Origin of the sequence: Aliigemmobacter aestuarii, assembly GCF_004799285.1 — a bacterium.
Classification (GTDB): domain Bacteria; phylum Pseudomonadota; class Alphaproteobacteria; order Rhodobacterales; family Rhodobacteraceae; genus Aliigemmobacter; species Aliigemmobacter aestuarii.
Window position 1 is genome coordinate 1,263,933 of the sequence record NZ_SSND01000001.1, and the last position, 24,381, is coordinate 1,288,313.

28 protein-coding genes and 1 pseudogene are annotated in these 24,381 nt (G+C 66.3%); 13 read left to right on the forward strand and 16 right to left on the reverse strand.

Annotated elements, in window-relative coordinates; genetic code table 11:
* Positions 1 to 40: 40 nt before the first annotated feature.
* From acpS to folK, 7 genes are all read right to left on the reverse strand, one after another.
* Positions 41 to 475, reverse strand: coding sequence for a holo-ACP synthase (gene acpS, locus E7811_RS06170; RefSeq protein ID WP_136393660.1), 435 nt, complete (start codon positions 473 to 475; stop codon positions 41 to 43).
* 8 nt (positions 476 to 483) lie between these two features.
* Entirely contained in the window at positions 484 to 927 is a 444-nt protein-coding gene (locus E7811_RS06175; protein ID WP_136393661.1) for a hypothetical protein, read from the reverse strand.
* Positions 924 to 1,685 (reverse strand): pyridoxine 5'-phosphate synthase, encoded by a 762-nt coding sequence (locus E7811_RS06180; RefSeq protein ID WP_136393662.1) that lies wholly within the window; start codon positions 1,683 to 1,685, stop codon positions 924 to 926. The genes E7811_RS06175 and E7811_RS06180 overlap by 4 nt, the downstream gene beginning before the upstream one ends.
* A 44-nt stretch (positions 1,686 to 1,729) precedes the next feature.
* Positions 1,730 to 2,410, reverse strand: a complete 681-nt coding sequence (locus E7811_RS06185) for a DUF2062 domain-containing protein (protein WP_136393663.1) — start codon at positions 2,408 to 2,410, stop codon at positions 1,730 to 1,732.
* A gap of 22 nt (positions 2,411 to 2,432) precedes the next feature.
* The gene (locus tag E7811_RS06190) at positions 2,433 to 4,550 is read right to left on the reverse strand and encodes a RelA/SpoT family protein (protein WP_136393664.1); all 2,118 of its coding nucleotides are present in this window, start codon (positions 4,548 to 4,550) and stop codon (positions 2,433 to 2,435) included.
* 25 nt (positions 4,551 to 4,575) lie between these two features.
* Positions 4,576 to 4,929, reverse strand: coding sequence for a DNA-directed RNA polymerase subunit omega (gene rpoZ / locus E7811_RS06195; RefSeq protein ID WP_136393665.1), 354 nt, complete (start codon positions 4,927 to 4,929; stop codon positions 4,576 to 4,578).
* 94 nt (positions 4,930 to 5,023) lie between these two features.
* Positions 5,024 to 5,599, reverse strand: a complete 576-nt coding sequence (gene folK, locus E7811_RS06200; RefSeq protein ID WP_246020234.1) for a 2-amino-4-hydroxy-6-hydroxymethyldihydropteridine diphosphokinase — start codon at positions 5,597 to 5,599, stop codon at positions 5,024 to 5,026.
* A gap of 143 nt (positions 5,600 to 5,742) precedes the next feature.
* Between folK and E7811_RS06205 the strand changes: the two genes are divergently transcribed.
* The 6 genes from E7811_RS06205 (at position 5,743) to E7811_RS06230 (ending at position 9,664) form a co-directional block, all read left to right on the forward strand.
* Positions 5,743 to 6,315, forward strand: coding sequence for a LabA-like NYN domain-containing protein (locus tag E7811_RS06205; RefSeq protein WP_136393666.1), 573 nt, complete (start codon positions 5,743 to 5,745; stop codon positions 6,313 to 6,315).
* 205 nt (positions 6,316 to 6,520) lie between these two features.
* Positions 6,521 to 7,471 (forward strand): 4-hydroxy-3-methylbut-2-enyl diphosphate reductase, encoded by a 951-nt coding sequence (ispH, locus tag E7811_RS06210; RefSeq protein ID WP_136393667.1) that lies wholly within the window; start codon positions 6,521 to 6,523, stop codon positions 7,469 to 7,471.
* A 23-nt stretch (positions 7,472 to 7,494) separates the two neighbouring features.
* On the forward strand, positions 7,495 to 7,947 hold the full coding sequence (locus tag E7811_RS06215; RefSeq protein ID WP_136393668.1) for a DUF3429 domain-containing protein: 453 nt from the start codon (positions 7,495 to 7,497) through the stop codon (positions 7,945 to 7,947).
* A 39-nt stretch (positions 7,948 to 7,986) separates the two neighbouring features.
* Positions 7,987 to 8,451: a ribonuclease HI gene (gene rnhA / locus E7811_RS06220; protein WP_136393669.1), complete on the forward strand. Its 465-nt coding sequence runs from the start codon at positions 7,987 to 7,989 to the stop codon at positions 8,449 to 8,451.
* Complete coding sequence (locus E7811_RS06225; protein WP_136393670.1) at positions 8,448 to 9,083, forward strand: trimeric intracellular cation channel family protein; 636 nt, start codon at positions 8,448 to 8,450, stop codon at positions 9,081 to 9,083. The genes rnhA and E7811_RS06225 overlap by 4 nt, the downstream gene beginning before the upstream one ends.
* Positions 9,084 to 9,142: 59 nt before the next feature.
* On the forward strand, positions 9,143 to 9,664 hold the full coding sequence (locus E7811_RS06230; RefSeq protein WP_136393671.1) for a transcriptional regulator: 522 nt from the start codon (positions 9,143 to 9,145) through the stop codon (positions 9,662 to 9,664).
* Here E7811_RS06230 and E7811_RS06235 read toward each other — a convergent pair.
* Genes E7811_RS06235 through def (E7811_RS06255) form a run of 5 tightly spaced genes read right to left on the reverse strand, consistent with a single transcriptional unit; the run spans position 9,654 to position 12,381 of the window.
* Positions 9,654 to 9,893, reverse strand: a complete 240-nt coding sequence (locus tag E7811_RS06235; RefSeq protein WP_136393672.1) for a GlsB/YeaQ/YmgE family stress response membrane protein — start codon at positions 9,891 to 9,893, stop codon at positions 9,654 to 9,656. The genes E7811_RS06230 and E7811_RS06235 overlap by 11 nt on opposite strands.
* A gap of 57 nt (positions 9,894 to 9,950) precedes the next feature.
* The gene (fmt, locus tag E7811_RS06240; RefSeq protein WP_136393673.1) at positions 9,951 to 10,847 is read right to left on the reverse strand and encodes a methionyl-tRNA formyltransferase; all 897 of its coding nucleotides are present in this window, start codon (positions 10,845 to 10,847) and stop codon (positions 9,951 to 9,953) included.
* Positions 10,848 to 10,868: 21 nt separating this feature from the next.
* Positions 10,869 to 11,372: a peptide deformylase gene (gene def / locus E7811_RS06245; protein WP_136393674.1), complete on the reverse strand. Its 504-nt coding sequence runs from the start codon at positions 11,370 to 11,372 to the stop codon at positions 10,869 to 10,871.
* The gene (gene def / locus E7811_RS06250; protein WP_136393675.1) at positions 11,369 to 11,860 is read right to left on the reverse strand and encodes a peptide deformylase; all 492 of its coding nucleotides are present in this window, start codon (positions 11,858 to 11,860) and stop codon (positions 11,369 to 11,371) included. The genes def (E7811_RS06245) and def (E7811_RS06250) overlap by 4 nt, the downstream gene beginning before the upstream one ends.
* A complete protein-coding gene (gene def / locus E7811_RS06255; protein WP_136393676.1) occupies positions 11,860 to 12,381 on the reverse strand; it encodes a peptide deformylase in 522 nt (173 codons plus the stop codon). The genes def (E7811_RS06250) and def (E7811_RS06255) overlap by 1 nt, the downstream gene beginning before the upstream one ends.
* A gap of 284 nt (positions 12,382 to 12,665) precedes the next feature.
* On the opposite strand from def (E7811_RS06255), the gene E7811_RS06260 reads away from it, so the two are divergent.
* Positions 12,666 to 13,838 (forward strand): MalY/PatB family protein, encoded by a 1,173-nt coding sequence (locus tag E7811_RS06260; RefSeq protein ID WP_136393677.1) that lies wholly within the window; start codon positions 12,666 to 12,668, stop codon positions 13,836 to 13,838.
* 57 nt (positions 13,839 to 13,895) lie between these two features.
* On the opposite strand, the gene E7811_RS06265 is transcribed toward E7811_RS06260, so the two are convergent.
* On the reverse strand, positions 13,896 to 14,246 hold the full coding sequence (locus tag E7811_RS06265; protein WP_136393678.1) for a hypothetical protein: 351 nt from the start codon (positions 14,244 to 14,246) through the stop codon (positions 13,896 to 13,898).
* 301 nt (positions 14,247 to 14,547) lie between these two features.
* Here E7811_RS06265 and cbiB point away from each other — a divergent pair, with 301 nt between their 5' ends.
* Complete coding sequence (gene cbiB, locus E7811_RS06270) at positions 14,548 to 15,459, forward strand: adenosylcobinamide-phosphate synthase CbiB (protein ID WP_136394258.1); 912 nt, start codon at positions 14,548 to 14,550, stop codon at positions 15,457 to 15,459.
* A gap of 89 nt (positions 15,460 to 15,548) precedes the next feature.
* Complete coding sequence (locus E7811_RS06275) at positions 15,549 to 16,469, forward strand: calcium-binding protein (protein ID WP_168732939.1); 921 nt, start codon at positions 15,549 to 15,551, stop codon at positions 16,467 to 16,469.
* Positions 16,470 to 16,485: 16 nt separating this feature from the next.
* On the opposite strand, the gene E7811_RS06280 is transcribed toward E7811_RS06275, so the two are convergent.
* Positions 16,486 to 19,941: a chromosome segregation SMC family protein gene (locus tag E7811_RS06280; RefSeq protein ID WP_136393680.1), complete on the reverse strand. Its 3,456-nt coding sequence runs from the start codon at positions 19,939 to 19,941 to the stop codon at positions 16,486 to 16,488.
* 216 nt (positions 19,942 to 20,157) lie between these two features.
* Here E7811_RS06280 and E7811_RS06285 point away from each other — a divergent pair, with 216 nt between their 5' ends.
* Complete coding sequence (locus E7811_RS06285; RefSeq protein ID WP_136393681.1) at positions 20,158 to 20,640, forward strand: GNAT family N-acetyltransferase; 483 nt, start codon at positions 20,158 to 20,160, stop codon at positions 20,638 to 20,640.
* An 11-nt stretch (positions 20,641 to 20,651) separates the two neighbouring features.
* Here the strand turns inward: E7811_RS06285 and E7811_RS18170 are convergent, their stop codons facing one another.
* Together E7811_RS18170 and E7811_RS18390 are read right to left on the reverse strand one after the other, a co-directional pair.
* Positions 20,652 to 20,975, reverse strand: a complete 324-nt coding sequence (locus E7811_RS18170; RefSeq protein ID WP_246020236.1) for an IclR family transcriptional regulator domain-containing protein — start codon at positions 20,973 to 20,975, stop codon at positions 20,652 to 20,654.
* A gap of 60 nt (positions 20,976 to 21,035) precedes the next feature.
* A complete protein-coding gene (locus E7811_RS18390; RefSeq protein ID WP_246020238.1) occupies positions 21,036 to 21,155 on the reverse strand; it encodes a helix-turn-helix domain-containing protein in 120 nt (39 codons plus the stop codon).
* Between the two features lie 217 nt (positions 21,156 to 21,372).
* Between E7811_RS18390 and E7811_RS06295 the strand changes: the two are divergent.
* The 3 genes and pseudogenes from E7811_RS06295 to E7811_RS06305 all read left to right on the forward strand — a co-directional run.
* Positions 21,373 to 21,750 (forward strand): annotated as a pseudogene (locus E7811_RS06295) (CoA-transferase); the annotation flags it as partial.
* A 3-nt stretch (positions 21,751 to 21,753) separates the two neighbouring features.
* Positions 21,754 to 22,953: a 3-oxoadipyl-CoA thiolase gene (gene pcaF, locus E7811_RS06300; RefSeq protein ID WP_136393682.1), complete on the forward strand. Its 1,200-nt coding sequence runs from the start codon at positions 21,754 to 21,756 to the stop codon at positions 22,951 to 22,953.
* Between the two features lie 139 nt (positions 22,954 to 23,092).
* Positions 23,093 to 24,298 carry a TsoY family (seleno)protein gene (locus E7811_RS06305; protein WP_136393683.1) on the forward strand — a complete coding sequence of 402 codons (1,206 nt, stop codon included), beginning with the start codon at positions 23,093 to 23,095 and terminating at the stop codon, positions 24,296 to 24,298.
* Positions 24,299 to 24,381 lie beyond the last annotated feature (83 nt).

The following is a 24,381-nucleotide window of genomic DNA, read 5'->3' on the forward strand; positions in this document are numbered from 1 at the left end:
CGTGCTTTCGGGCGCTACATGCGCGCGGGCCGCGGGCGAGTCAAGCAGCGCCGCCGGTCGGGGCCTGCGCGGCTGCGGTTTTCGGCCTCGCCTCGATCACAACGAAGGCCTGCGCCCAGGGGTGGTCATCGGTCAGCGTGACATGGACAAAGGCCTCGTGCCCCGGCGGCGTCATCGCGGCAAGACGTTCGGCGGCCCATCCGGTCAGGTGCATCACCGGCTGGCCGCTGCGCAGGTTCGTCACCGCCATGTCGCGCCAGGAAATCCCCATCCTTAGCCCGGTGCCGAGCGCCTTGGAACAGGCCTCTTTTGCCGCCCACCGTTTCGCATAGGTGGCGACGGTCTCGCGGCGGCTTTCGGCCTTGCGCTGTTCGACCTCGGTAAAGACACGGTTGCGGAACCGATCGCCAAAGCGGTCAAGCGTCGCCGCGATCCGGTCGATGTTCGCAAGGTCGCTGCCGATGCCAAGGATCATGGCGCCCGCTACTGAAGCGCGGCGCCGATCGCGCCCGTGGCCTGATTGAGCGTGACGGCAAGAACCGCCTCGTGGAACCGCGCCGATGCCGGATCGTAGACGGACACCGGAACGCGAAATACCAGCCCCGCCGCCGGGTTATAGGTGGCGTCCATCCCGTCAAGCGTCAGGCCGCCGAAGCCCACGTCGGGCGTGGCGCCGATCACCTTGCATTGCCGTCCGCCCAGTTCATCGAAGGGCGGCGACAGGATCACCAGGTAGAACGCCCCGGCGGCCGGTTCGATCACATCCGACACCGCCAGCCGCACCGCCCCGTTCGCGAAGGTGCGCGTCGCCTGTTCCCAAGGTTCGGGAAGGGCCTGAAGACCGGCGCGCCAGTCGCAATCGCCCACGACCTGCGCCGAGACGGGCGCGGCCAGGAACAACGCAAGGGCCGCCCCGCGCAGCCTCATCCGTCCAGACCGGGCCGCGCGGCGTCCATCACCCGCCGCATTTCCTCGATCGCCTCGGAAAGGCCGCGGAAGATCGACTCGCCGATCAGGAAATGCCCGATGTTCAGTTCCATGACCTGCGGAATGGCGGCGACCGGCGGAACGGTTTCGTAGGTCAGGCCGTGGCCCATGTGGACCTCGATGCCAAGCGAATGGGCCAGCGCCGCGCCCTCGCGCAGCTTTTCAAGTTCGGCGTCGCGTTCCTCGAACCGGCCTTCCTCGTGCAGGTCGCAGTAATGGCCGGTGTGCAGTTCCACCACCGGCGCGCCAATCCGGGCACAGGCCTCGATCTGGCGCGGGTCATGGGCGATGAACATCGACACGCGGATGCCCGCCTCGCGCAGGGGGGCGACATGGTCGGCCAGGCGCGCCTCGTCGCCCGCCACATCCAGCCCGCCCTCGGTCGTGCGTTCCTCGCGGCGTTCGGGCACAAGGCAGACGGCATGCGGGCGATGGCGCAGGGCGATGGCCTGCATTTCCGTCGTCGCGGCACATTCGAAGTTCAGCGGGATCGAGATTCCGGCCATCAGCGCATCGATATCAGCGTCGCGGATATGGCGGCGATCCTCGCGCAGATGGGCGGTGATGCCATCCGCGCCCGCCACCTCGGCCAGAAGGGCGGCGCGCAGCGGATCGGGATAGCCGGTTCCACGCGCGTTGCGCACGGTTGCCACATGGTCGATGTTCACACCCAACCGAAGCCTGCCCAATGGTTTCATGCCAGCGTCCTTCCGGTTCTGCCCGTTCATGCCTGCGCGCGACGTTACGGCTTTCCGCCGCGCCCGTCATCCCCCGATGCGCCCTCGGCGGCCCGCAGCCGCGCTGCGGCATGGGCGCGCAGTTTTTCGGCCCGGTCGCGCAGGCGTTTCTTGCGCAGCTTCTGATAGGCGGCGATCAGTGGCAGGCTCAGGTAATAGCCGATGATCCCCGCGATGATGCCGGGGCCCACGCCGCCGAGGAAATAGGGCACATAGACGTAGAAGAAGAACTTCTGCAGTCGCCCCCAGTGCGCCACCTCGTCGGTGAAGATCGCGGTCACATTGGCCCAAAGCTCGGCCCCAGCCTGCCCGAAGGAACTGACAATCTCCATCGCGGGCATGGAGCCGCCGTGGCCCATCATCCAGTTGCCCAGTTCCACGGAACTGGCGGCAATTAGCGGGAATGTGATCGGGTTGCCGACAAAAGTCGCCATCAACGCGGCAAGGATGTTCCCCCGCAGCACCCAGGCGACCAGCGCCGCGCCCAGGAAATGGAACCCGAACAGCGGCGTGAACGAGATGAAGACCCCGGCAAAGACCCCCCGCGCAATCCGGTGCGGTTCGTCCGGCAGGCGCGTCACCCGGTGCTTCATGTAATAGGCGGCGCGGGTCCAGCCGCCGCGCGGGTAGAAGGATTCGACCACCCATTGCTTCACTGTGCGCGGGTTGCGCCGCTTGAAGACCATGGTCCTTCGTCCTTCCCGCCCCTCAGGGCTTTCGGCTCAGGTCGCGATGCCGGGCGATCTGGGCCACATCCGTCTCTGCCTCAAGCGCGGTCATCAACATGTGCAGATGTTCGAGATCGCGCAGGTCCACGTCTATGATCAGCCTGAAGAAATCAGGCTTTCTGTCCGCGAAGTGCAGGTCCGAGATATTCGCCTTCTGTTCGCCGATCAAGGTGCAGACGCGCCCAAGCACCCCTGCATCGTTGGAAATCGTCAGTTCCAGGCTCACGGTGAACACGGCGGCATGGCGGCCCGGCTGCCAGTGCAGGTCGACCCAGCGTTGCGGCTGGTCCTCGAATTCCTCAAGCGCGGGGCAGTCGATGGCATGGATCACCACGCCTTCGCCCCGGTAGGTGATGCCGACGATCCGCTCTCCGGGCACCGGCTGGCAACATGGAGCGCGGCGATAGGTCTGGTCGGCGGTCAGGCCCAGCACGGGGCGCTGCGTTTCCACGACGTCGTTCTGGTCTTCCCCAAGTTCGGGATATAGCGCGTGGATGATCCGCCGGGCGGGAATTTCGGCCGATCCGACCCGCGCCAGAAGGTCGGCCTCATCGGCCAGCCCCATCATCTTGGCCGCGGTCCTAAGCGCCTTGTCGGTCGCGCGCTTGCCGATATGGTCGAAGGCGACGCGGACGAATTCCTGACCCAGCTTGACGAACCTGCCGCGATCCTCTTCGCGCAGCGACCGGCGGATCGCCGATTTCGCGCGCCCCGTGGTGACGATGTCGATCCAGGCGGCCTGCGGGCGCTGCCCTTCGGCGGTGATGATCTCGACCGACTGGCCATTCTTGAGCCGCGTCCACAAAGGCACGCGGATGCCGTCGACCTTGGCCGACACGGTGCTGTTGCCGATGCGCGTATGGATCGCATAGGCGAAATCCAGTGGCGTCGCCCCGCGCGGCAATTGCACCACATCACCCTTCGGCGTGAAGCAGAAAACTTGGTCGACATACATCTCGAGCTTCACGTTTTCCATGAAGTCGTCGTGGTCTTCCCCGCCCAGCCGTTCCGTCAGCCCGGCGACCCACTTGGCGGGATCGACGGCAAAGGGGTTCTGGACCCGCACGCCCTCGCGGTAGGACCAATGCGCGGCCACGCCGGATTCAGCGACCTCGTGCATCTGGCGGGTGCGGATCTGCACCTCGACCCGCTTTCCGTCGCGCCCAGACACGGTGGTATGAATCGACCGGTAGCCGTTCGATTTCGGCTGGCTGATGTAATCCTTGAACCGCCCCGGCACCGCGCGCCAGCGCTGGTGGATCACGCCAAGGACGCGATAGCAGTCCGCCTCGGACCGGGTGATCACGCGGAAGCCGTAGATGTCGGACAGGCGGGAAAAGGCCAGGTCCTTTTCCTGCATCTTGCGCCAGATCGAATAGGGCTTCTTCGCCCGGCCATAGACATCGGCCTCGATCTGCGCCTTTTCCAGTTCGTGCCGGATGTCGGCGGTGATCTTGTGGACCACGTCGCCGGTTTCACGTTGCAGGGTGATGAAGCGACGGATGATCGAATTGCGCGCATCCGGGTTCAGCACGCGGAAGGACAGGTCCTCCAGTTCCTCGCGCATCCACTGCATGCCCATGCGCCCGGCCAGCGGCGCGAAGATCTCCATCGTCTCGCGCGCCTTCTGGGCCTGCTTTTCGGGCTTCATCGACTTGATCGTCCGCATGTTGTGCAGACGGTCGGCCAGTTTCACCAGGATCACCCGCAGATCCTTGGACATGGCCATGAACAGCTTGCGGAAATTCTCGGCCTGCTTCGATTCGGTTGACGAAAGCTGCAGGTTCGTCAGTTTCGTCACGCCATCGACAAGTTCGGCCACTTCCTCGCCGAACAGGCGGGAGATCTCCGAATAGGTGGATTTCGTATCCTCGATCGTGTCGTGCAGCAGCGCGGTGATGATCGTCGCGTCATCCAGCCGCTGTTCGGTCAGGATCGCGGCCACCGCGACGGGATGGGTGAAATAGGGCTCGCCCGACTTGCGGAACTGGCCCTCGTGCATCTGCCGCCCATAGGCATAGGCCTGACGAATCAGGTCGGCATTCGTGCGGGGATTGTAATTGCGGACGAGGGTGATCAGGTCTTCGACGTCGATCATCCCCGTCCCCGTCAGAATAACCGGTTCAGCGGTCGCCCTGCGCTTCCATCAGCGCGCGCAACAGCTTTTCTTCCGACATGTCGTCCTGAGCCGGGCGATCCATCTCGCCCCCCATGAGAAGCGCCATCTGGTCGTCTTCCGGCTCGTCCACCTCGATCTGGGTCTGGTGGCTTTCGATCAGACGCTCGCGCAGGTCGTCGGCGCTCTGGGTTTCCTCGGCGATCTCGCGCAGGGACACCACGGGGTTCTTGTCGTTGTCGCGGTCGATGGTCAGCGGCGCACCGGCGGCGATCTCGCGCGCACGATGCGCGGCCAGCATCACCAGCTCGAACCGGTTCGGGACCTTGTCAACGCAATCTTCGACCGTCACGCGGGCCATGGGGTTCTCCGTTTCGGATTGGGGGGCATGGAACCGCCTGTTTACGCGCCTCGACGGGGCTTGACAAGGCGCGATTGCCCGCAATTTCCCGCGATCACAGGGCAATCACGGCCAAACGATCCGCCTCGGGAAGATCCGACAGCATTTCGGCCACGGTTTTTCCCAGCACCGGGTGACGCCAGTCCGCGGCGATTTCGGCCAGAGGCACCAGAACGAAGGCGCGGTCCTGAAGACGGGGATGGGGCAGGATCAGCCTGCCGGGCGCCTCGATCCGCTGGCGGTCGGGCGGAAGGTTGCGCCAACGGTCAAAGCCCGCGCGGTCGGGATGCACGGCGTCGCCGACGGCCAGAAGATCGATGTCGAGCGTCCGCGCCCCCCAGCGTTGCACCCTTTCCCGACCGAACCGCGACTCGATCCGGTGCAGCGCCACAAGGACCTCGTCGGGCGTCATCCCCTCGGGCAGGTCGAACAGCGCCGCGGCATTGGCATAGTCCGGACCCGAGCCGGGCGGATAGGCCGGCGTCCGGTAGATCCGGCTTGCCGCGCGCAGCGCCAGGCCCTCGGCCCCGGCTGCGGAAAGGGCGGCGCGGATCGTCTGGTCTGGCGCCGCATTCGCCCAGGGCGCATTCCCGCCGAGTGCGACGAGAGCGTTCTTTCTTCGTGCCATCATGGATGGTAAGCTTTCGTATAGGGCCGGTTGCCGGGACTCATCCGGGCCTGATATTCAAACGCGTCTCGTGGCGAGTTTCTACACCGCTCACTCCACTCACGGAAGTTCGATTACGAGCCGATTTTTTAAAGGGGACAACTTGGATGTTCTACAAGGACGAGCGGCTCGCGCTGTTCATTGATGGATCGAATCTGTATGCCGCAGCCAAGGCGTTGGGCTTCGACATCGACTACAAGCTGCTGCGGCAGGAATTCATGCGGCGGGGCAAGCTGCTGCGGGCATTCTACTATACCGCGCTTCTGGAAAACGACGACTATTCGCCGATCCGCCCACTTGTCGACTGGCTGCACTACAACGGCTTCACCATGGTGACCAAGCCCGCCAAGGAATACACCGACAGCCAGGGCCGCCGGAAGGTGAAGGGCAACATGGACATCGAGCTGACGGTGAACGCCATGGAGCTTGCGCCGCGGCTGGATCACATCGTTCTGTTTTCCGGGGATGGCGATTTCAAACCGCTGGTGGAAAGCCTTCAGCGGCAGGGCGTCCGGGTTTCGGTGGTCTCGACCATCCGCAGCCAGCCGCCGATGATCGCGGACGAACTGCGCCGCCAGGCCGACAACTTCATCGAACTGGACGAGCTGCGCGATGTCATCGGCCGTCCGCCGCGCGAACCCCGTTTCGAACGGGAAGAGGCTGCGACCGAAGTGAAGTGACGAAGGGTCGGGCGAAGCCGATCACGGGAACGGGGCATGGCCGCAGGCCGTGCCCCTTTTCGTTTCGCGATGCTGCCCCTGCCGCACGGCTGGGGCAGACTGGGACTGGCTGGGGCAGACTGGGGCGGCGAACCGGCCGGTGAAGGCTGGACGCGGGCGCGGGTTGCCCTTACCTCTGGCAAGACAGACTGCGCGAAGGACGATCATGGCCAAGCCCCCCCTGACCCTTTACCTTGCCGCTCCCCGCGGTTTCTGTGCCGGTGTCGATCGCGCGATCAAGATCGTCGAGCTGGCGCTGCAGAAATGGGGGGCGCCGGTCTATGTCCGGCACGAGATCGTGCACAACAAGTTCGTGGTTGACGATCTGCGCGCCAAGGGCGCCGTCTTTGTCGAGGAGCTTGACGAATGCCCAGATGACCGCCCGGTGGTCTTTTCCGCCCATGGCGTGCCCAAGGCGGTTCCGGCCGAGGCGCGGCGGCGCGAGATGATCCATGTGGACGCCACCTGCCCGCTTGTGACCAAGGTCCACAACGAGGCGCAGCGCCATCACGAACAGGGCCGCCAGATGATCATGATCGGCCACGCGGGCCATCCCGAAACCGTGGGCACCATCGGCCAGCTTCCGCCGGGCGAGGTGCTGCTGGTGGAAACCGTGGGGGATGTGGCGGGCCTGTCGGTGCGCGATCCCGAACGGCTGGCCTATATCACCCAGACCACGCTTTCCGTCGATGATACCGCCGAGATCGCCGCGGCGCTTCAGGCGCGGTTCCCTGCGATCGTGGTGCCCGCGCATGACGACATCTGCTATGCCACCACCAACCGCCAGCACGCGGTGAAGGCCATCGCCCCCCGGATCGACGCCCTTCTGGTGATCGGCGCGCCGAATTCGTCGAACTCGAAACGTCTGGTCGAAGTGGGGCGCGCCGCCGGGTGCGGCTATGCGCAGCTTGTCCAGCGGGCCGCCGACATCGACTGGCGGGCGCTTGACGGGATTCGCGCGGTGGGCATCACCGCAGGCGCCAGCGCGCCCGAGGTGCTGGTGAACGAAGTGATCGACGCCTTCCGCGACCGTTATGACACGACGGTCGAACTGGTCGAAACCGCGCAGGAAAGCGTGGAGTTCAAGGTGCCGCGCGTCCTGCGCGAACCCGCATGACCCCCGAATGAACGGAGACCGCCATGTTCACCGGGCCTGACCGCATCCCGCTTCCTGCCCTGGCTTTCGGCCTTGCGGGCCTTCTGCCCTTCATCGCCGGTGCGGGACTGGCGCATTACGGCGCGGCGGGGCTGCCCGCCTGGGTACAGGCGCTGGCCGAAGGGAATGCGATGATGCGCCATTACGGCGTGGTCATCCTGTGTTTCATGTCGGGCGTGCTGTGGGGCTTTGCCACCGATGCCGAAGGGCGCACGGCCACCTGGGCCTATGGGCTTTCGGTCATTCCCGCTCTCTGGGCCTTCTTCGCGGCGGCGCCCGGCCACGGCTTTGGCCTCTGGGCGCTGGCCATCGGATTTGCGGGGCTTCTGGGCTTCGATGTCTGGTTCTGGATGCAGGCCCTTGCGCCGCGCTGGTGGCTGCGGCTTCGCCTGTTGCTGACGGCGATCGTTCTGGCCTGTCTGGCCGTGGCGCTGTAATCCTCGGACGCATCTCGCCCCATCGGAACGGAACCGCCCATGCCCCACCTCTTCGCCTATACCGACGGCGCCTGTTCCGGCAATCCAGGGCCGGGCGGCTGGGGCGTGCTGATGATCGCCCGCGACGGCGACCGCGTGATCAAGGAACGCACCCTGTCGGGCGGCGAGGCCGAGACGACGAACAACCGGATGGAACTGCTGGCGGCGATCACCGCGCTGGAAACGCTGGCTCGCCCGTCCGAGATCACCATCGTCACCGACAGCGCCTATGTGAAGAATGGCGTTTCGGAATGGATCCACGGCTGGAAGCGGAACGGCTGGAAGACGGCGGACCGCAAGCCGGTGAAGAACGTCGACCTCTGGCAGCGGCTGGATGGCGCGCAGGCCCGCCACAAGGTTCGCTGGGAATGGATCAAGGGCCACGCCGGCCACGCCGAGAATGAACGCGCCGACGAACTCGCACGCGAGGGGATGGCCCCCTACAAGAAGACGGCCCGCGCATGACCCTGCTTTCAGCCCTCGATTACGCATCGGTGGCGGTCTTTGCCCTGACCGGCGCGCTTGTCGCCAGCCGGGCGCAGCTTGACATCGTGGGCTTCATCTTCGTCGCCTGCCTGACGGCGCTTGGCGGCGGGACGCTGAGGGACGCGATCCTGAACCGCGACATGGTGTTCTGGGTTGCCGATCCGGTGATGCTGGCCGTCGCGGGATCGGCCGCGGTGACGGTGTTCTTTTCCGCGCATCTTCTGGAAAGCCGTTATCGTGCGCTTCTGTGGCTTGATGCCTGCGCGCTGGCCGTAGCGGTGCCGGCGGGCGTGGGTGTGGCCATGGGCATGGGTTCGGCCTGGCCCATCGTGATCGTCATGGGAATGATCACCGGCTGCATGGGCGGCCTGATGCGCGATGTGGTCTGCAACGAGGTGCCGCTTGTCCTGAAGCAGGGCGAGCTTTACGTCACCGCCGCCTTTGCGGGGGCGGTCGCCGCCGTCGTCGCGGCGACATTCGGCCTGGAAACAGGGATAGCCCTGCTGATCTGCGCGGCTGTCACCGTCACCCTGCGCGCGGGCAGCCTTGCGCTTGGCTGGCGCCTGCCCGTCTATCGCGCCCGCCCGCCACGGAACGGCCCGCGCAATTGAGCCTTGCCATTTCCCGGACTGCCGGTTTTCATGAACGACCATTCGTTCAAGGTAGTGTCATGGCCCGTCCCAAATCTCTTCCCGATGCCGAGGTCCTTGCAAGCGTCCGCCGGATTCTGGCCGATCATGGCGACCGGGCGGTGTCCTTTGGCAGCGTGTCACAGGCCACGGGGCTGGCCGGGCCGACGCTGGTGCAGCGCTTCGGCACGCGCGAGGGCATGGTGCGCGCAGCCCTGTCGGCGGCCTGGGACGCGCTCGAGGCCCTGACCGAACGGGCCGAGGCCGATACGCCCCTGTCGGCCAAGGGGGCGCAGGCCTTCCTGAAACTGCTTGGCGCGGAAAGCGAAACCTCGGAAATCTCTCTTTTGGCCGCCGATTTCCGCGACCCCGCCCTGCGCGAACGGGCGGCGGCCTGGCGCGCCCGTGTCGAAGCCGCGCTTGCGCTGCGTCTCGGCGGTGGCGGCAAGGCGCGCGAGGCGGCGGCGATCCTCTTTACCGCCTGGCAGGGTCAACTTTTGTGGCAGCAGGCCGGCGGCAAGGCCTTTCGTCTGAAGGACGCGCTGAAGCGGATCAGCGGCTGAGGTATTTCTGCCAGATCCATATCAGCGCCATCGCGCCAAGGATCGCCCCGATGAAGACGGCGGCCCAGCCCGTCAGCGTGGCCAGAACCCTGAGCGCGAACCATCCGACCAACGCGCCCGCGATCCCGATCACCACGGTGGTCGGCACATCGGCCTGAACCTTCATCACGCGCGTGGCGAAGAACCCCGCCGCCGCGCCGATCATCACGATGAACAGTAGCATGGGCATCCCGCGGCCCTCCTTTGCCCTGCCAATATGGGGGGAAAGGCCGGGTTTGGGAATGGGTCAGTCCAGCCGTGCGGGCAAGGCCATGCCGCGCAGGATCTCGGCCGCGTCCATCGGGCGCTTGCCTTCGCGCTGTGCCTGAAGGATCTCGACCGCGCCCGTCCCGCAGGCCACGGTGAACCCGTGCAGGACCTGCCCCGGTGTTCCGGACCCATCCGCCGGACGCGACCGCAAGAGCCTGACCCTTTCGCCACCGACCTCGCACCATGCGCCGGGGGCGGGTGACAGGCCGCGGATGTGGCGGTCCACCTCGGCGGCGGGGCGCGTCCAGTCAACGCGCGCCTCGGCCTTGTCGATCTTGGCGGCATAGGTCACGCCCGCGTCGGGCTGGGGTTCGGCCCTGAGATTTGGCAGGTCGGCCAGCGCCCGCACGATCAGCCGCGCACCCATTCCCGACAGGCGGTCATGCAGGTCGCCCGTGGTTTCCCCGTCGCCGATCGCGGTTTCCTCGCGCAAGAGGACGGGGCCGGTATCAAGGCCTGCCTCCATCTGCATGATGCAGACCCCGGTTTCCGCGTCCCCCGCCATGATCGCGCGGTGGATCGGCGCCGCACCCCGCCAGCGCGGCAGAAGCGAGGCGTGGATGTTCAGGCATCCCAGGCGCGGCGCATCCAGCACCGGTTGCGGCAGGATCAGGCCATAGGCCACCACCACCGCCACATCCGCGTCAAGCGCCGCGAAATCCGCCTGTGCCTCTGCGTTGCGCAGGCTGACGGGATGGCACACGGGAATCCCAAGCGCCTCGGCCCTGGCGTGCACGGGGCTCGGCCGGTCCTTTTTGCCACGTCCCGCAGGGCGCGGCGGCTGGGTGTAGACGCAGCTCACCTCATGGGTGGCCGCCAGCGCCTCAAGCACGGGGACGGAAAACTCGGGCGTGCCCATGAAAACGATTTTCATCTCGCCTCCTGAAAAACCTTTTCATCCACGGCGACGCAGCTTTTCCGCCTTGGCGATCAGCATCTTGCGCTTGACCGGCTTCAGATGGTCAAAGAACATCCTGCCATTCAGGTGATCGATCTGGTGCTGCGCCGAAGTGGCCCAGAGGCCAACGAAATCGCGTTCCTCGACGTCGCCCGCCGCGTTCAAGAAACGTACCGTCACCGCGCGCGGACGGCTGATCACGGCCGACACACCCGGAAGGTTGGGGCTGGCCTCTTCATGGTCGCGGAACTGAATCGAGGCATGCAGGATTTCGGGGTTGGCCATAAGCACCGCCTGCCCCCGCGCCTCGGAACAATCGACCACGGCCAGCCGCAGCATGACGCCGATCTGCGGCGCGCCCAGGCCATAGCCCGGCATGGCCTCCATCGTATCGACCATGTCGCGCCAGACCGCGCGGACCTCGTCGGTGATCCCGTCAACGGGCATGGCCGGGGTTTGCAGCCGCTTGTCGGGCCAGGGGATGCAGCGGCGGACGGTCACAGCAGATAGGCCGCCTCGGCCGAGGCGCGGGCCTGCGGCGACAGGCGCATGAGGGTAACGATGCCGTCAAGGTGATCGAACTCATGCTGCACGCAGATCGCGGCGAAGCCGGAAAACTCGGCCTCGGCCTGCTGCCCCTCCAAGTCGGTCCAGCGGACGCGGATGCGTTCGGCCCGCTTCACCTCGGGCGCGATACCCGGCAGGGAAAGGCAGCCTTCGGGGCCGATGCTGCGTTCCTCGGACATCCACAGGATATCCGGGTTGATCATCACAACCGGATCGGGGTGACCTTCCTTCCAGGTGACATCCATCACGAACAGGCGTTTCAGCACGCCAACCTGCGGCGCGGCAAGACCACGACCCGGGGCGTCATACATGGTGTCCAGCATGTCGCGCACCAGATCGCGCACATCCTCGTCCGCGCCAACCTCGGCGCAGCGGGTCGTCAGGCGGGCATCGGGCCAGCGGACAATCGGCAGGACCGCCATCAGACTTGCGCCGTCCGCGCGCGTTCCCGCTTCAGCTTTTCCATCTTGCGGGTGATCATCTGCCGCTTGAGCGGGCCGAGGAAATCGATGAACAGCTTGCCGTTCAGGTGGTCGATCTCGTGCTGGACGCAGGTCGCCCAGAGGCCCGCGAACTGCTGTTCTTGTTCGGACCCGTCAAGCGCCATCCAGCGAACGCGCACCTCGGCGGGGCGTTCGACCTCGGCGTATTGATCGGGGATCGACAGGCAGCCCTCTTCATAGGTCGACAGATCTTCCGAGGCCCAGACGATTTCCGGGTTGATCAGGACCATCGGCTGCCGCGGCCCGTCCTTTTCGCAATCCATCACGATGACCCGCCGCATGACGCCGATTTGCGGCGCAGCAAGGCCGATGCCCGGTGCATCGTACATCGTTTCCAGCATGTCATCGGCCAGCCGCGCGACATCCTCCGAAATTTCGGTCACGGGGTCGCATGGCTTTTTCAGGCGCGGATCGGGGTGGATCAGGATCGGTCGTATCATTTCTTCGATGTATGCGATGCGGTTGCGCCGCGCAATCATCCGGAAGGCTGGTTGGAAAGCTGTCCCATTCCGGCATCAGGCACCCTTTGGTGCGGTTATATCGTTCGTCTTTGTGGATTTTGGATGAGATTTTTTCCCCTAATGTAACACTCTTTGTGGATGCTGGATCGTTTTGTGGGCCGATCTTGGACATCTCGCCCGATCCGAATAGGCTGAATCCGTAACCGGGCCTTGCGCCGCCGGATCAGGCCGTTACCCTTCTGCCAGACAGGACGAGGACAAAAATGAACTTTGACGAACGGATCAATCGCTTCGGAACCCATTCGGTGAAATGGGACATGATGGAGCGTCTCTATGGCGTGCCCGCCGCGGACGGGATCGCCATGTGGGTGGCCGACATGGAGTTCCGTCCCCCGGCCTGCGTGCAGAAGGCGCTTGAGGGGATGTGCGCGCACGGCATCTACGGCTATTACGGCGACGAGGCCGAATACCTGGATTCGATCCGCTGGTGGATGCAGAACCGCCACGGATGGACCGTGGAGCGTGACCAGATCTTCACCACGCACGGGCTGGTGAACGGCACCGCGATGTGCGTCGACAGCTTCACCCAACCGGGCGACGGCGTCGTGCTGATGACCCCGGTCTATCATGCCTTCGCCCGCGTTATCCGCGCGGCAGGCCGCGAGGTGGTGGAATGCCGCCTGCGCAACGAAGGCGGCCGCTACGAAATGGATTTCGACGCCTGGGACGCGCAGATGACCGGGCGGGAAAAGATGCTGATCCTCTGTTCGCCGCACAACCCCGGCGGCAGGGTCTGGACGCAGGCGGAGCTGCGCGCCGCTGCCGATTTCTGCCGCCGCCACGACCTGATCCTGGTATCCGACGAGATCCACCATGATCTGGTGATGCCGGGCCATTCGCATACGGTCATGGCCAATGCCGCGCCCGACATCGCCGACCGTCTGGTGATGATGACGGCGGCCACAAAGACGTTCAACATCGCTGGTGCGCACAGCGGCAACGTGATCATCCCCGATCCGGCGCTGCGCAGCCGGTTTGCCGCGCGCATGGCGGCGCTTGGCCTGTCGCCGAATTCCTTCGGCCTGTTCATGACGACCGCAGCCTATTCCCCCGAGGGCGCAGCCTGGGTCGATGCGCTGAACCTCTATCTGGATGGGAACCGCAAGGTCTTTGACGCGGCGGTGAACGCCATTCCGGGCCTTGCCTCGATGAACCTCGAAGCGACCTATCTGGCCTGGGTCGATTTCGCCGGAACGGGGATGGCCGCGCCCGAGTTCATCGCCCGCGTGGAACGTGAAGCGCTTATCGCCGCCAACCACGGCGCCACCTTCGGCGCGGGCGGGGAAAGCTTCCTTCGGTTCAACCTTGCCGCGCCGCGCGCACAGGTGGCCGAGGCCGCAGAACGCCTTGCCCGGGCCTTTGCCGATCTTCAATGACGGCTACGGCGGGGCATGGGCGATGCGCGCCCGGTCCCGCCGTTTTTCCCTGCCCGCTCAGGCGCCGGGCAAGTAGCCCACGGGCGCGTTTTCATCCTTCCAGAAATCCAGCGGCGGCCGGTCGGTCACGGCGGTGGACCGCTTGAATTCACAGATCAGTTCACCATTCTCGACGGTCGAGGCTATGATCAGCCCCTGAAACACATGCCGGGCGCCATCGAAGATATCGACCAGACCGCGCAGGTGGCTTGCGTGTTCGGCGTCGACAGTGAACCCGTCATCCCAGAACCGCAGGATCGGATAGACCTGATCGCCCAGTTGCACCCGCAAGCGCGATTTCTTGCGCATGTCCCGCTTCCGGGCTGCTTCCAGCCCTTCGCGCACCTCTGCCGGCAGACACTCAAGCATCGCCTGTTCCTCCGTCCCCTGTTGAAATGATCGGGTCGCGCCCCTGATTAATCAAGCGAAGTAACGGAATTATCACGTGAATTTCCCGATCGTGCCGAAAAGGCAACGTTGCGGGTGATCTTTTCCGGACGGCAGACTGCATCTTGGGGCACGGTGCGGGCCATCCACCAAATCCAGAGGAAGCGGCGGTGCGGGCCAGGCTTTCGAGACCGGGCCAGACCGGGCCGCATCGGGCCGCACCGGGCTGGACCGGGCTGCGGTTTCCGGCTAACACCGTCTCGCCCCGCCCCAGACGGTGACCATGACCGCCAGCCTGCTGTTTCTTGCCCTGCTGCTTGACGCCGCCTTCGGTGAACCGCGCCTGCTGTGGGATCGGTTTCCGCATCCCGCAGTCCTGATGGGGCGGGCGGTCGGCTTTCTGGAAAAGCGCCTGAACCATGGTGCGGCCCGCCGCGCGAAGGGCGTCCTTGCGCTTGCGATCCTGGCCGGGGGGGCGATTGTCCTTGGCTGGCTGATCCGCCTGATCCCCGATTTCGGCCTGCTTGAAATCCTGCTGGCCGCGATCCTTCTGGCGCAGCGCAGCCTTGTCGACCATGTGCGCGCTGTGGGCGATGCGCTGCGCCTGTCACTGGGCGAGGGGCGGCGGATGGTCGGCCGGATCGTGGGGCGCGACACGGCCGCGATGGACGAACCCGCCGTCGCCCGCGCCGCCATCGAAAGCGCGGCCGAAAACCTTTCGGACGGGGTGATCGCCCCGGCCTTCTGGTTTCTGGTCGCGGGGCTTCCCGGCATCCTGCTTTACAAGGTGGTGAATACCGCCGACAGCATGATCGGCCACCGCACCCCGCGATACGAGGATTTCGGCTGGGCATCGGCCCGGTTCGACGACCTGTTGAACCTGATCCCCGCGCGGCTGACCGCCCTTCTGATCGCCGTGACGCATGGCCGATTCGATGCGAGCCCCGTGATCCTGCGCGATGCGCCCCTGCACCGCAGCCCGAATGCCGGCTGGCCCGAGGCGGCGATGGCGCTGGTGCTGAATACCGCGCTTTCCGGCCCGCGCAGTTATGACGGCCAGATGCGCGCCTTCCCTTGGGTCTACCCCGAAGGCAGCCGCAGCCCCGGCCCCGACACGATCGACGCATCCTGCACCGCGCTTTGGCGCGCATGGGGGGGGATGCTGCTGGTCATCGGTCTGATCGCGCTGGCCTGATCCGCCGGAAATTGACCGGCGGGACCTTCGCCGCTAGGCTTTCACAGGCGCTTTGTTTGTGCCCGTGTAATTGGTGCGAAGGTGTTGCCATGATCCTGTTCGACGAAATCCGGGATGTCCGGCCCGAGATAACCGCCACCCGATCCGGGCAGATCGTCACATTGTCCGTCGCATACCAGACCAATGGCTATTACGACGATGACCTTGGGTATTTCCTGTTCGACTACGGCAATGCTTCGCTGGAATTCGGCGATGACAGCGCATCTGCCTTTGTTGGCGGGGATGACGACGGGGTGATCCTGATTTCGGTCAGCGATGACAGCTTCAACTTCACAGGGCCCGCGCGTGTCACCTTCATGACCGACAGCATGGCCGACGAATTCGTGGCCGAATTCATGGTGTCATCCTATCAATCCGCGGCCACGCTGAACGGCAGCGCGCTGGCCGATGTGTTTTTCGGCTCGGCCGAGTCGGACGCAGCTTTTGGCAAGTCGGGCAATGACACGCTGCTTGGGTTTTCCGGGAAAGATACGCTGCTTGGCGGACTAGGGCGCGACCTGCTGCAAGGTGGACGGGGCAATGACACGCTGAACGGTGGCAGGAATGCCGACCGGATGCTGGGCGAGGTGGGGAACGACCGGCTGATCGGCGGGCGGGCGGGCGACGTGCTGCTGGGGCTGGTCGGCGCGGATACCTTGCTGGGGGGCGCCGGGGCCGACACGCTGGACGGCGGCCGGGGCAATGACCTGCTGCGGGGCGGAACCGGGGCCGATACCTTTGTGATGGGCCTTGCGTTCGGGCGCGACCGGATTGACGATTTCAACCCGACGGGGGCCCAGTCTGACCGGATCGACCTGTCTGCCCTGAGCGAGATCACCGGCTTTGCGGACCTGAGCGCGAACCATATGCGACAGGTCGGCGGGCGGGTCGAAATCACGGATGGAACCAATCGCCTGATCCTTTTCGGAACGGATATCGACACGCTGACGGCATCCGATTTCCTGTTCTGAGGCCCGTAACGGCCCATCAGGCCACCAGCGCTTCGGCCTTTTTCAGATCGACGCTGACCAACTGGCTGACACCCTGTTCCTGCATGGTCACGCCAAACAGCCGGTCCATCCTCGCCATCGTCACGGCATGGTGGGTGATGATCAGGAACCGCGTGTCGGTGCGGCGGGTCATTTCGTCCAGCAGGTCGCAGAAGCGGGTGACGTTCGCATCGTCGAGCGGCGCGTCCACCTCGTCCAGCACGCAGATCGGCGCCGGGTTGGCAAGGAACACCGCGAAGATCAGCGCCAGGGCCGTCAGGGTCTGTTCGCCCCCTGACAGAAGGCTGAGCGTCGCCAGTTTCTTGCCCGGCGGCTGGCACATGATTTCCAGCCCGGCCTCAAGCGGATCGTCGGATTCGACCAGGACCAGCCGCGCCTCGCCGCCGCCGAACAGATGGGTGAACAGCGTGGCAAAACTGGCGTTGACCTGTTCGAAGGCGGTCAGCAGCCGTTCGCGCCCCTCGCGGTTCAGGCCCGAGATTCCGGCGCGCAGCTTCTTGATCGCCTCTTCCAGATCGGTTTTTTCGCCGGACAGAGTGTCGTATTCCTCTTGCACCGTCTTCGCGTCTTCCTCGGCGCGCAGGTTCACGGCGCCAAGCGCTTCGCGCTGACGCTTCAGCCGGTTCACCTCGATATCCAGCGCCTCGGCATGAGGCATGGCATCGGGATCGGTGCCGAGCGATTCCAGCAGTTGCGCAGGCGTCATCTCGGCATCCTCGCGGATACGTTCGGCAGCATAGGCCACGGTTTCCCGTGCGGCATCGGCGCGGGCCTCGGCCCTTGCGCGGGCTTCGCGTGCCTCGCCGGCCCCGCGTTCCGTCTCGCGTTCGGCATCCTGGGCGGCGCGCAACGCGGTCTCGGCCTCGGCCAAGGCGTCGGCGGCACGGCGGCGGCGGTCCTCGGCCTCGGCGATGGCCTCGCCCAGTTCCTCGCGCTTGATCGCGATTTCCTCGGGCGCGGCGCTGGCTTCGATCAGGTCTTCCTCGGTCGCGGCCTTGCGTTCGGCCAGTTCGGCGCTGCGCCGTTCGGCCGTCTCCAGCCGGTGCTTCCAGCCCGAGATTTCCTTGGTCACTTCCTGGCGGCGACGCACCCGTGCCTCGCCCTCGCGGCGCAGTTCGTCATGGGCGGACCGGCGCGACATCATCGTGATGCGTGCGGCCTCGACCGTGACTTTCAACGCCTCCACCGTGGAGCGCGCCTCGTCCAGATCGTCAAGATCCTTCAGCCCGGCCTCGGCCTCGCGCAGGCGGCTGCGAGCCTCCATCGCCTCTTCCTCGAAGCGCCGCACGGCCAGGCGCGCGGCCTCCAGCTTGCCGCCCGCGATGGACCGGTCGGCCTCGGCGCGGGCCAGGGCGCGGTTGGCCTCGGTCACGCGCTGGTCGGCGGACCGGCGGGCGTCGCGGGCCAACTGGTCGGCGCGCGCCAGATCGGCCAGACGGGCGGTCAGCGCCTCATGCGCGGCGCGGGCACCGTCCGCACGGGCCGAAACCTCTTCCAGGTCGCGCTTCAGCTGGACAAGCCGGTTAAGCTGCTTCAGCCGCAGGGCGGCTGCCGATGGCGCATCCTCGGCCGCGGCGCGGAAACCGTCCCAACGCCACAGGTCGCCCTCGCGGCTGACAAGGCGCTGCCCCGGCCGCAACGCCGCCTGCAGAGCTGCGCCTTCGGACTGTTCGACCAGCCCGATCTGGGCAATCCGCCGTCGCAGGACCGCGGGCACCTCGACATGTGCGGCAAGCGGTTGGACACCCGGCGGCAGGGGCTGATCGGCATCGTAATCCGGCAGGCCCGCCCAGCCGGAGCCGCCTTGGCCATTGACGGCGGGGGCGCGCAGATCATCGGCCAGCGCGGCGCCAAGCGCCGCCTCGAAGCCCGGCGTGACGCGGACCTGATCCAGAACCTGCGTGCCCGCCGCGGCCTCGCGTTCCACCAGCCGGGCCAGCGCCGCGACCTCGGCCCGTAGCGCGTTCGCCTCGCCTTCGGCAGCCGACCGCGCGGCGCGGGCGTCGGCCTCGCGTGTCTGCGCCTCGGCACGGGCGGCCTCGGCCTCGGACAGCGCGGCCTCGGTATCCTCTGCCAGGGCCACCGCTTCTTCCTGTGCGATGGTGGCCGCCTCGAAGGCCTCGGCCGCCTGCCCTTCGGCCTCGCGCGCCGCCTCGACCGCGTCGCGGGCACGGGCGGCCTCGGCCTCGGCCTTCTCAAGCGTGGACCGCGTGTCGCCCAGAAGGCGCTGCGCCGACTGGTGGCGGGCCGCCAGACGGGCGGCATCTTCGGTCCGTTCCGACATCATCGATTCGCGTTCGGACAACAGGGCGGCAGCCTCGCGCGCGGCCTCTGCCGCCTCGGCCAGCCTGTCGTCGTGCCCCTCGTGGGCCTTCAGAAGCTGCGCCTGTTCCCATTCCAGCCGCTGCACCGTTTCGCCCGCATCGCGGTTCAGCCCGACTTCGCGTTCGATATCTCGGGCAAGCTGGTCGATCCGCCCCTTCAGGGTCTCGATCGTTTGCAGCGCGCGCGCCTCCTGATCGTTCAGCGCATCCCGCTGCACGGTCAGGCGCTGCAGGATGGCGCCCGCGATCGCCTCTTCCTCGCGCTGGGGCGGCACCACGGTTTCGGCCTCGGCGCGCGACTTCGCGGCGGCGCGCGCGGCGGTTTCGGCCTGCGACGCCGCAAGAAGCCGGGCGCGCAGCACCTCTTCTGCCTCGGCCCGCGCCTGATCGGCCTCGCGCCAGCGGCGGAACAACAGCATCCCTTCGGCGCGCCGCAATTCCTCGCCGATCTCGCGATAGCGGGCGGCCTGCCGGGCCTGCCGGGCCAGCGTCGCCAGCTGCTGCGACAGTTGTTCCAGCACGTCATCCACGCGCGCCAGGTTCTGTTCGGTCGCCGACAGGCGCAGTTCCGCCTCGTGCCGCCGCTGATAAAGGCCCGAGATCCCGGCAGCTTCTTCCAGGATCCGGCGCCGCGCCTTCGGCTTTGCGTTGATCAGTTCCGAAATCTGCCCCTGCCGGACCAGCGCGGGCGAATGGGCGCCGGTCGAGGCATCGGCGAACAGCATCTGGACATCGCGGGCACGGACATCCTTCGAATTTGCCTTGTAGGCCGACCCGGCATCGCGGGTGATCCGGCGCACGATCTCGATCTGGTCCTGATCGTTGAAACCGGACGGCGCCAGACGGTCGGCATTGTCGATGACCAGCGCGACTTCGGCGAAGTTGCGCGCGGGCCGCGTGGCGGCGCCGGCAAAGATCACATCCTCCATCCCGCCGCCGCGCATGGCGGTGGGGCGGTTTTCCCCCATCACCCAGCGAAGCGCCTCAAGCAGGTTGGACTTGCCGCAGCCATTCGGGCCGACAACGCCGGTCAGCCCCTCGTGGATCACCAGATCCGTGGGGTCGACGAAGCTTTTGAAGCCGTTCAGTCTGAGCCGTGTAAACCGCAAGAGGCCCCCGTGATTCCGCAGAGGTGCATGATCCGAAGCACAGGCCGGTGAGTCAATCGCCGATCCCTGCATCTGGCGTTTCCGGGCGGGTTATCCACAATATCTTGGCGTATCGCCGGCCATAGGTTGCTTTCTTGATGGGCCGAGAAGCGCTAGATTGACCTGCGACGGGCGATCAGGCCGATGGCCCGGCGCAGGTTGGATCGCGAACATACCATGACCCTTGACCCACGCAGGGTGCAGAACCCGCATGACTGGTCGGCGCTTCTGGGCCTGATCCGGTCTTCCTTTGCCTATATGGATGGGCGGGTCGATCCGCCGTCGTCGATCCACCGGACGACAGAGGCAGACCTAAGCCAGATGGCAGACGAGGGCGAGGTCTGGGTCATCGACGCCCCGCAGGTCAGCGGGCCGGTGGCCTGCATGGTGCTGACGCCGCGCCCGGATTGCCTGTACATCGGCAAGGTCGCCGTGGCGGATGCCTGGCGCGGCACGGGGCTGTCGCGGCGCCTGATCGATCTGGCCGTGGATCGTGCTCGGGTGCATGGCCTTCCGGCGCTGGAGTTGCAGGTCCGGGTCGAACTGGCCGACAACCACGCGATCTATCAAAGGCTGGGGTTCGTCGAAACCGGCCGCACGGCCCATCCCGGCTTTGACCGGCCCACCTCTGTCACCTATCGCCGCAGTGTTGCGGCCTAGCGCAGCATCTCTCACAAGCGCGCCTGCACGTCCTGCAAGTCCGCAAGATACATCGGCGCAAGGTCCGCGACACTGGATTGCACGGCAGCCACCCCGATGTTCAGCGCGGCGATCATCCTGCCCCGCGTGTTGACGATCGGCACGACGATGGACCGCAGGCCGGTTTCGACCTCGCGGTCGATGATTGCATGGCCCAGGGTGCGGATACGGGCCAGTTCGGCCATGACCGCCTCGGGCTCGGTCAGCGTCATCGGGGTCCGGGCAGGCGACAGCCCGGGTTCAAGGATCGACCGGGCCTCGGCCTCGGGCATGGCGGTCGGCAGCACGCGCCCCATGCTGGTGCAATAGGCCGGCACCCACGGCGTCAGCCTAAGGAACTTGCCGTCGTATCCCGCCTATCCGTGATGGGCGAGCGTCAGAAGGCTGCGCCGGACGGTCGCCCTGTCCAGATCGCAGGCAGCCGACACCTCGACGATGGACTGGCGCGAACGATCCGCGGTAAAGGTCTTGATCACCGAAAGCCCCTTGGCCAGCCCCCCATGATATCGCGTTCCGATATCCCGACGCGCGACCCCATTTGTGCGATATGTCAACAAAGGTTTCATATCGCACGCACGGATGGACGAAAGCCAAGCTTGTCCCTATCCCTCAACCCATGTCCAGGGGCCGGGCCACAAGGGGTTAAAGACGATGGACAAGACGCTTGCGAACCTTGCATCTGCGGTGGCGGGGATCGAGAACGGCATCCTCGGGGCCTACGAGGTGGCCGAAAACGGCGATCTTGCGAACTGGTCCACCGGGCCGAAGGGCGTGCCGGCCGTCGGCGGCGCGATGGATCTGGTGCATGGCGCGAAACGCGTGGCCGTCATCACCGAACATGTCACCAAGGACGGCAAGCCCAAGCTGGTGGAACGCTGCAGCCTGCCCTTGACGGGTGTCGGCTGCGTCACGCGGATCTATTCCAGCCTGGCGGTGATCGACATCGAGGGGGGCCGCTTTGTCCTGCGGGAAAAACTGCCGTCCCTGACGGTCGATGCGTTGCAATCGCTGACCGGGGCAAGGATGGTGATCCCCGAGACCATCGGGGACCTGATCGTGCCGGAGCTTTGAGCCATGACCGACGTCTTCATCTGCGACTATATCCGCACGCCGATCGGGCGCTATGGCGGCAGCCTGTCTTCGGTGCGCACCGATGATCTTGCGGCGGTTCCCCTGCGGGCGCTCATGGCGCGCAATCCGGGCGTCGACTGGGAGGCGGTTGACGACGTGATCTATGGCTGCGCCAACCAGGCGGGCGAAGACAACCGGAACGTCGCGCGCATGGCTCTCCTGCTGGCGGGCCTGCCCGTGGGCGTGACCGGCACGACGATCAACCGGCTCTGCGGGTCGGGCATGGATGCGGTGCTCACAGCCGCGCGCGCGATCGCCTCGGGCGAGGCGCGGCTGATGATCGCCGGCGGCGTCGAAAGCATGAGCCGCGCGCCCTTCGTCATGCCCAAGGCCGACAGCGCCTTCGCGCGCATTGCCGAGATTTACGACACGACCATCGGCTGGCGCTTCGTGAACCCCGCGATGCAGGCGGCCTATGGCACCGATTCCATGCCCCAGACCGGGCAGAACGTGGCCGACGACCATGGCATCAGCCGCGAGGCGCAGGATGCGATGGCGCTGGCCAGCCAGGCCAAGGCCGCCGCCGCCCAGGCGAACGGGCGCCTTGCCGCCGAGATCACCCCCGTCACCATTCCGCAGCGCAAGGGCGACGCGCTGGTCGTGGACCGCGACGAACACCCGCGCGCCACCACGCCCGAGGCGCTGGCGAAACTGCGCCCGCTGTTTGCGAACGGGTCGGTCACGGCGGGCAATGCCAGCGGCGTGAACGATGGCGCGGCGGCGCTGATCCTTGCGGATGGGGACACCGCCGCGCGCTTTGGCCTGACGCCCATGGCCCGCGTTCTTGGCGGGGCCACGGCGGGCGTTCCGCCGCGGGTCATGGGCATCGGCCCGGCGCCGGCCAGCCGCAAACTTCTGGCCCGCCTCGGCCTGACCCAGGCCGATCTGGACGTGATCGAACTGAACGAAGCCTTCGCCGCACAGGGCGTGGCGACCCTGCGCCAGCTTGGCATCGCCGATGACGACCCCCGCGTGAACCCCAACGGCGGGGCCATCGCCCTTGGCCATCCCCTTGGCATGTCGGGCGCGCGGATCACGGGAACCGCCGCGCTGGAACTGGCGCGCACCGGCGCCAGGCGATCCCTTTCCACCATGTGCATCGGCGTGGGCCAGGGCATCGCCATCGCGCTGGAACGCGCCTGACCGGCCTTCGCGCACGTGCTGGCCGCGCCCGTGGCGATCCTGCACGGATGCGGAGATCCCTGCGACGGCGGGTCGCGGCGCATTGCATGGGCATGTCCTGTATTCATATTCCATATTGTGAATGTGAATGGAGGCTCTGATGCCGAACCCGACGCGACCGGCCAACACCTGGAACCCGACCTACTTCCTTGCGGCGCTTGGCGCGGGGGGGCTGGTGGTGACATTCTTCCTGTGGCTCTACATGTGGATCCCCCACCCCGGCCAGCAGGTGCCGGTGTTCGAGGACATCGCCGCCGCCTTTGCGGCGGGCGGCCTTGTGACCAAGGCGATGATCGCGCTTGCGGCGCTGTCGATCGCCGGGCTTGCCGTCCTGCACTATCAGAAACTGATCTGGAACATCGCCCAGTATCAGGCCTTCAAGCGGACCGAGGCCTATCAGAAGCTTCTGGCGGGCAACCAGCAATCCGCGCTTCTTGGCCTGCCGCTTGCGCTGGCGATGGCGATCAACGTGGGCTTCATCCTGGGCATGGTCTTTGTTCCGGGCCTGTGGAGCGTGGTGGAATACCTTTTCCCGGCGGCGATCCTCGCCTTTGTCGCGGTGGGGGTTCTGGCCTTCCGCATGATCGGCGCGATGATCGGCCGCTACAGCACCAAGGGCGGTTTCAACTGGGAGGCCAACGGGTCTTTCGCGCAGGTGCAACCGGCCTTCGCCCTGGCGATGGTGGGCGTCGGCCTTTCGGCCCCGGCGGCCCTGTCCACGGTTCCGCTGACCTCGGGGATCGCGCTGATGCTGTCGACCGTGTTCCTGGTCACCGCCGTGATCTATGCGCTGATCGGCGTGACGATGGGCATCGCGGCCATGCTTCAGCACGGCGCGGCGGTCGAGGGCATCCCGACGCTGATGAACATCGTGCCGCTGACCACGGTGCTTGGCATCCTGATCCTGCGGCAGAACCACGGCCTGCACGAACATTTCGGCGTCCACAGCGCCCCGGGCGACGACCTGCGCCTGCTGACGGTGTTCCTGGTCATCCAGATGATGTTCGGTCTGTTCGGCCTGACCGTGATGAAGAAACATCGCTACATGGAACGTTTCTATCACGGCAACGAATATTCGTCGGGGTCCTACGGGCTGATCTGCCCGGGTGTCGCGGTCAGCGTGATGATGATGTTCTGGGTCAACAAGGGCCTTGTCGGCGCGGGCCTGATCGCCAAGTTCGGGCTGGCCTACTGGGCACTCTCGGGTATCGCCGTGGCCTTCCAGGTCTGGATGATCCTGCTGCTGATCGGCCTGAACCGCCGTCACTTCACCACCCCGCGCGCCGCCGCCGTTCCGGCCGAATAGGCGCTGCCAACCCATGCCAAGGGGCGGGCCGCACGATCGGCCCGCCCTTTTCTTTTCTTGAAAGGGGCTTAGGCTGGCCCGGC

Bases quoted from the DNA above. Each gene is read 5' to 3' on its own strand.
- folK (WP_246020234.1), bottom strand. From the start codon at position 5,599: ATGATGGCACGAAGAAAGAACGCTCTCGTCGCACTCGGCGGGAATGCG.
- E7811_RS06215 (WP_136393668.1), top strand. From the start codon at position 7,495: ATGTTCACCGGGCCTGACCGCATCCCGCTTCCTGCCCTGGCTTTCGGC.
- def (WP_136393676.1), bottom strand. From the start codon at position 12,381: ATGATACGACCGATCCTGATCCACCCCGATCCGCGCCTGAAAAAGCCA.
- E7811_RS06205 (WP_136393666.1), top strand. From the start codon at position 5,743: ATGTTCTACAAGGACGAGCGGCTCGCGCTGTTCATTGATGGATCGAAT.
- rnhA (WP_136393669.1), top strand. From the start codon at position 7,987: ATGCCCCACCTCTTCGCCTATACCGACGGCGCCTGTTCCGGCAATCCA.
- E7811_RS06185 (WP_136393663.1), bottom strand. From the start codon at position 2,410: ATGGTCTTCAAGCGGCGCAACCCGCGCACAGTGAAGCAATGGGTGGTC.
- E7811_RS06175 (WP_136393661.1), bottom strand. From the start codon at position 927: ATGAGGCTGCGCGGGGCGGCCCTTGCGTTGTTCCTGGCCGCGCCCGTC.
- E7811_RS06285 (WP_136393681.1), top strand. From the start codon at position 20,158: ATGACCCTTGACCCACGCAGGGTGCAGAACCCGCATGACTGGTCGGCG.
- acpS (WP_136393660.1), bottom strand. From the start codon at position 475: ATGATCCTTGGCATCGGCAGCGACCTTGCGAACATCGACCGGATCGCG.
- E7811_RS06265 (WP_136393678.1), bottom strand. From the start codon at position 14,246: ATGCTTGAGTGTCTGCCGGCAGAGGTGCGCGAAGGGCTGGAAGCAGCC.
- E7811_RS06230 (WP_136393671.1), top strand. From the start codon at position 9,143: ATGGCCCGTCCCAAATCTCTTCCCGATGCCGAGGTCCTTGCAAGCGTC.
- E7811_RS18170 (WP_246020236.1), bottom strand. From the start codon at position 20,975: ATGGGGCGCGTGCTGCCGACCGCCATGCCCGAGGCCGAGGCCCGGTCG.
- fmt (WP_136393673.1), bottom strand. From the start codon at position 10,847: ATGAAAATCGTTTTCATGGGCACGCCCGAGTTTTCCGTCCCCGTGCTT.
- cbiB (WP_136394258.1), top strand. From the start codon at position 14,548: ATGACCGCCAGCCTGCTGTTTCTTGCCCTGCTGCTTGACGCCGCCTTC.
- ispH (WP_136393667.1), top strand. From the start codon at position 6,521: ATGGCCAAGCCCCCCCTGACCCTTTACCTTGCCGCTCCCCGCGGTTTC.
- def (WP_136393675.1), bottom strand. From the start codon at position 11,860: ATGGCGGTCCTGCCGATTGTCCGCTGGCCCGATGCCCGCCTGACGACC.
- E7811_RS06180 (WP_136393662.1), bottom strand. From the start codon at position 1,685: ATGAAACCATTGGGCAGGCTTCGGTTGGGTGTGAACATCGACCATGTG.
- E7811_RS06275 (WP_168732939.1), top strand. From the start codon at position 15,549: ATGATCCTGTTCGACGAAATCCGGGATGTCCGGCCCGAGATAACCGCC.
- E7811_RS06305 (WP_136393683.1), top strand. From the start codon at position 23,093: ATGCCGAACCCGACGCGACCGGCCAACACCTGGAACCCGACCTACTTC.
- E7811_RS06260 (WP_136393677.1), top strand. From the start codon at position 12,666: ATGAACTTTGACGAACGGATCAATCGCTTCGGAACCCATTCGGTGAAA.
- E7811_RS06235 (WP_136393672.1), bottom strand. From the start codon at position 9,893: ATGCCCATGCTACTGTTCATCGTGATGATCGGCGCGGCGGCGGGGTTC.
- E7811_RS06225 (WP_136393670.1), top strand. From the start codon at position 8,448: ATGACCCTGCTTTCAGCCCTCGATTACGCATCGGTGGCGGTCTTTGCC.
- rpoZ (WP_136393665.1), bottom strand. From the start codon at position 4,929: ATGGCCCGCGTGACGGTCGAAGATTGCGTTGACAAGGTCCCGAACCGG.
- E7811_RS06190 (WP_136393664.1), bottom strand. From the start codon at position 4,550: ATGATCGACGTCGAAGACCTGATCACCCTCGTCCGCAATTACAATCCC.
- pcaF (WP_136393682.1), top strand. From the start codon at position 21,754: ATGACCGACGTCTTCATCTGCGACTATATCCGCACGCCGATCGGGCGC.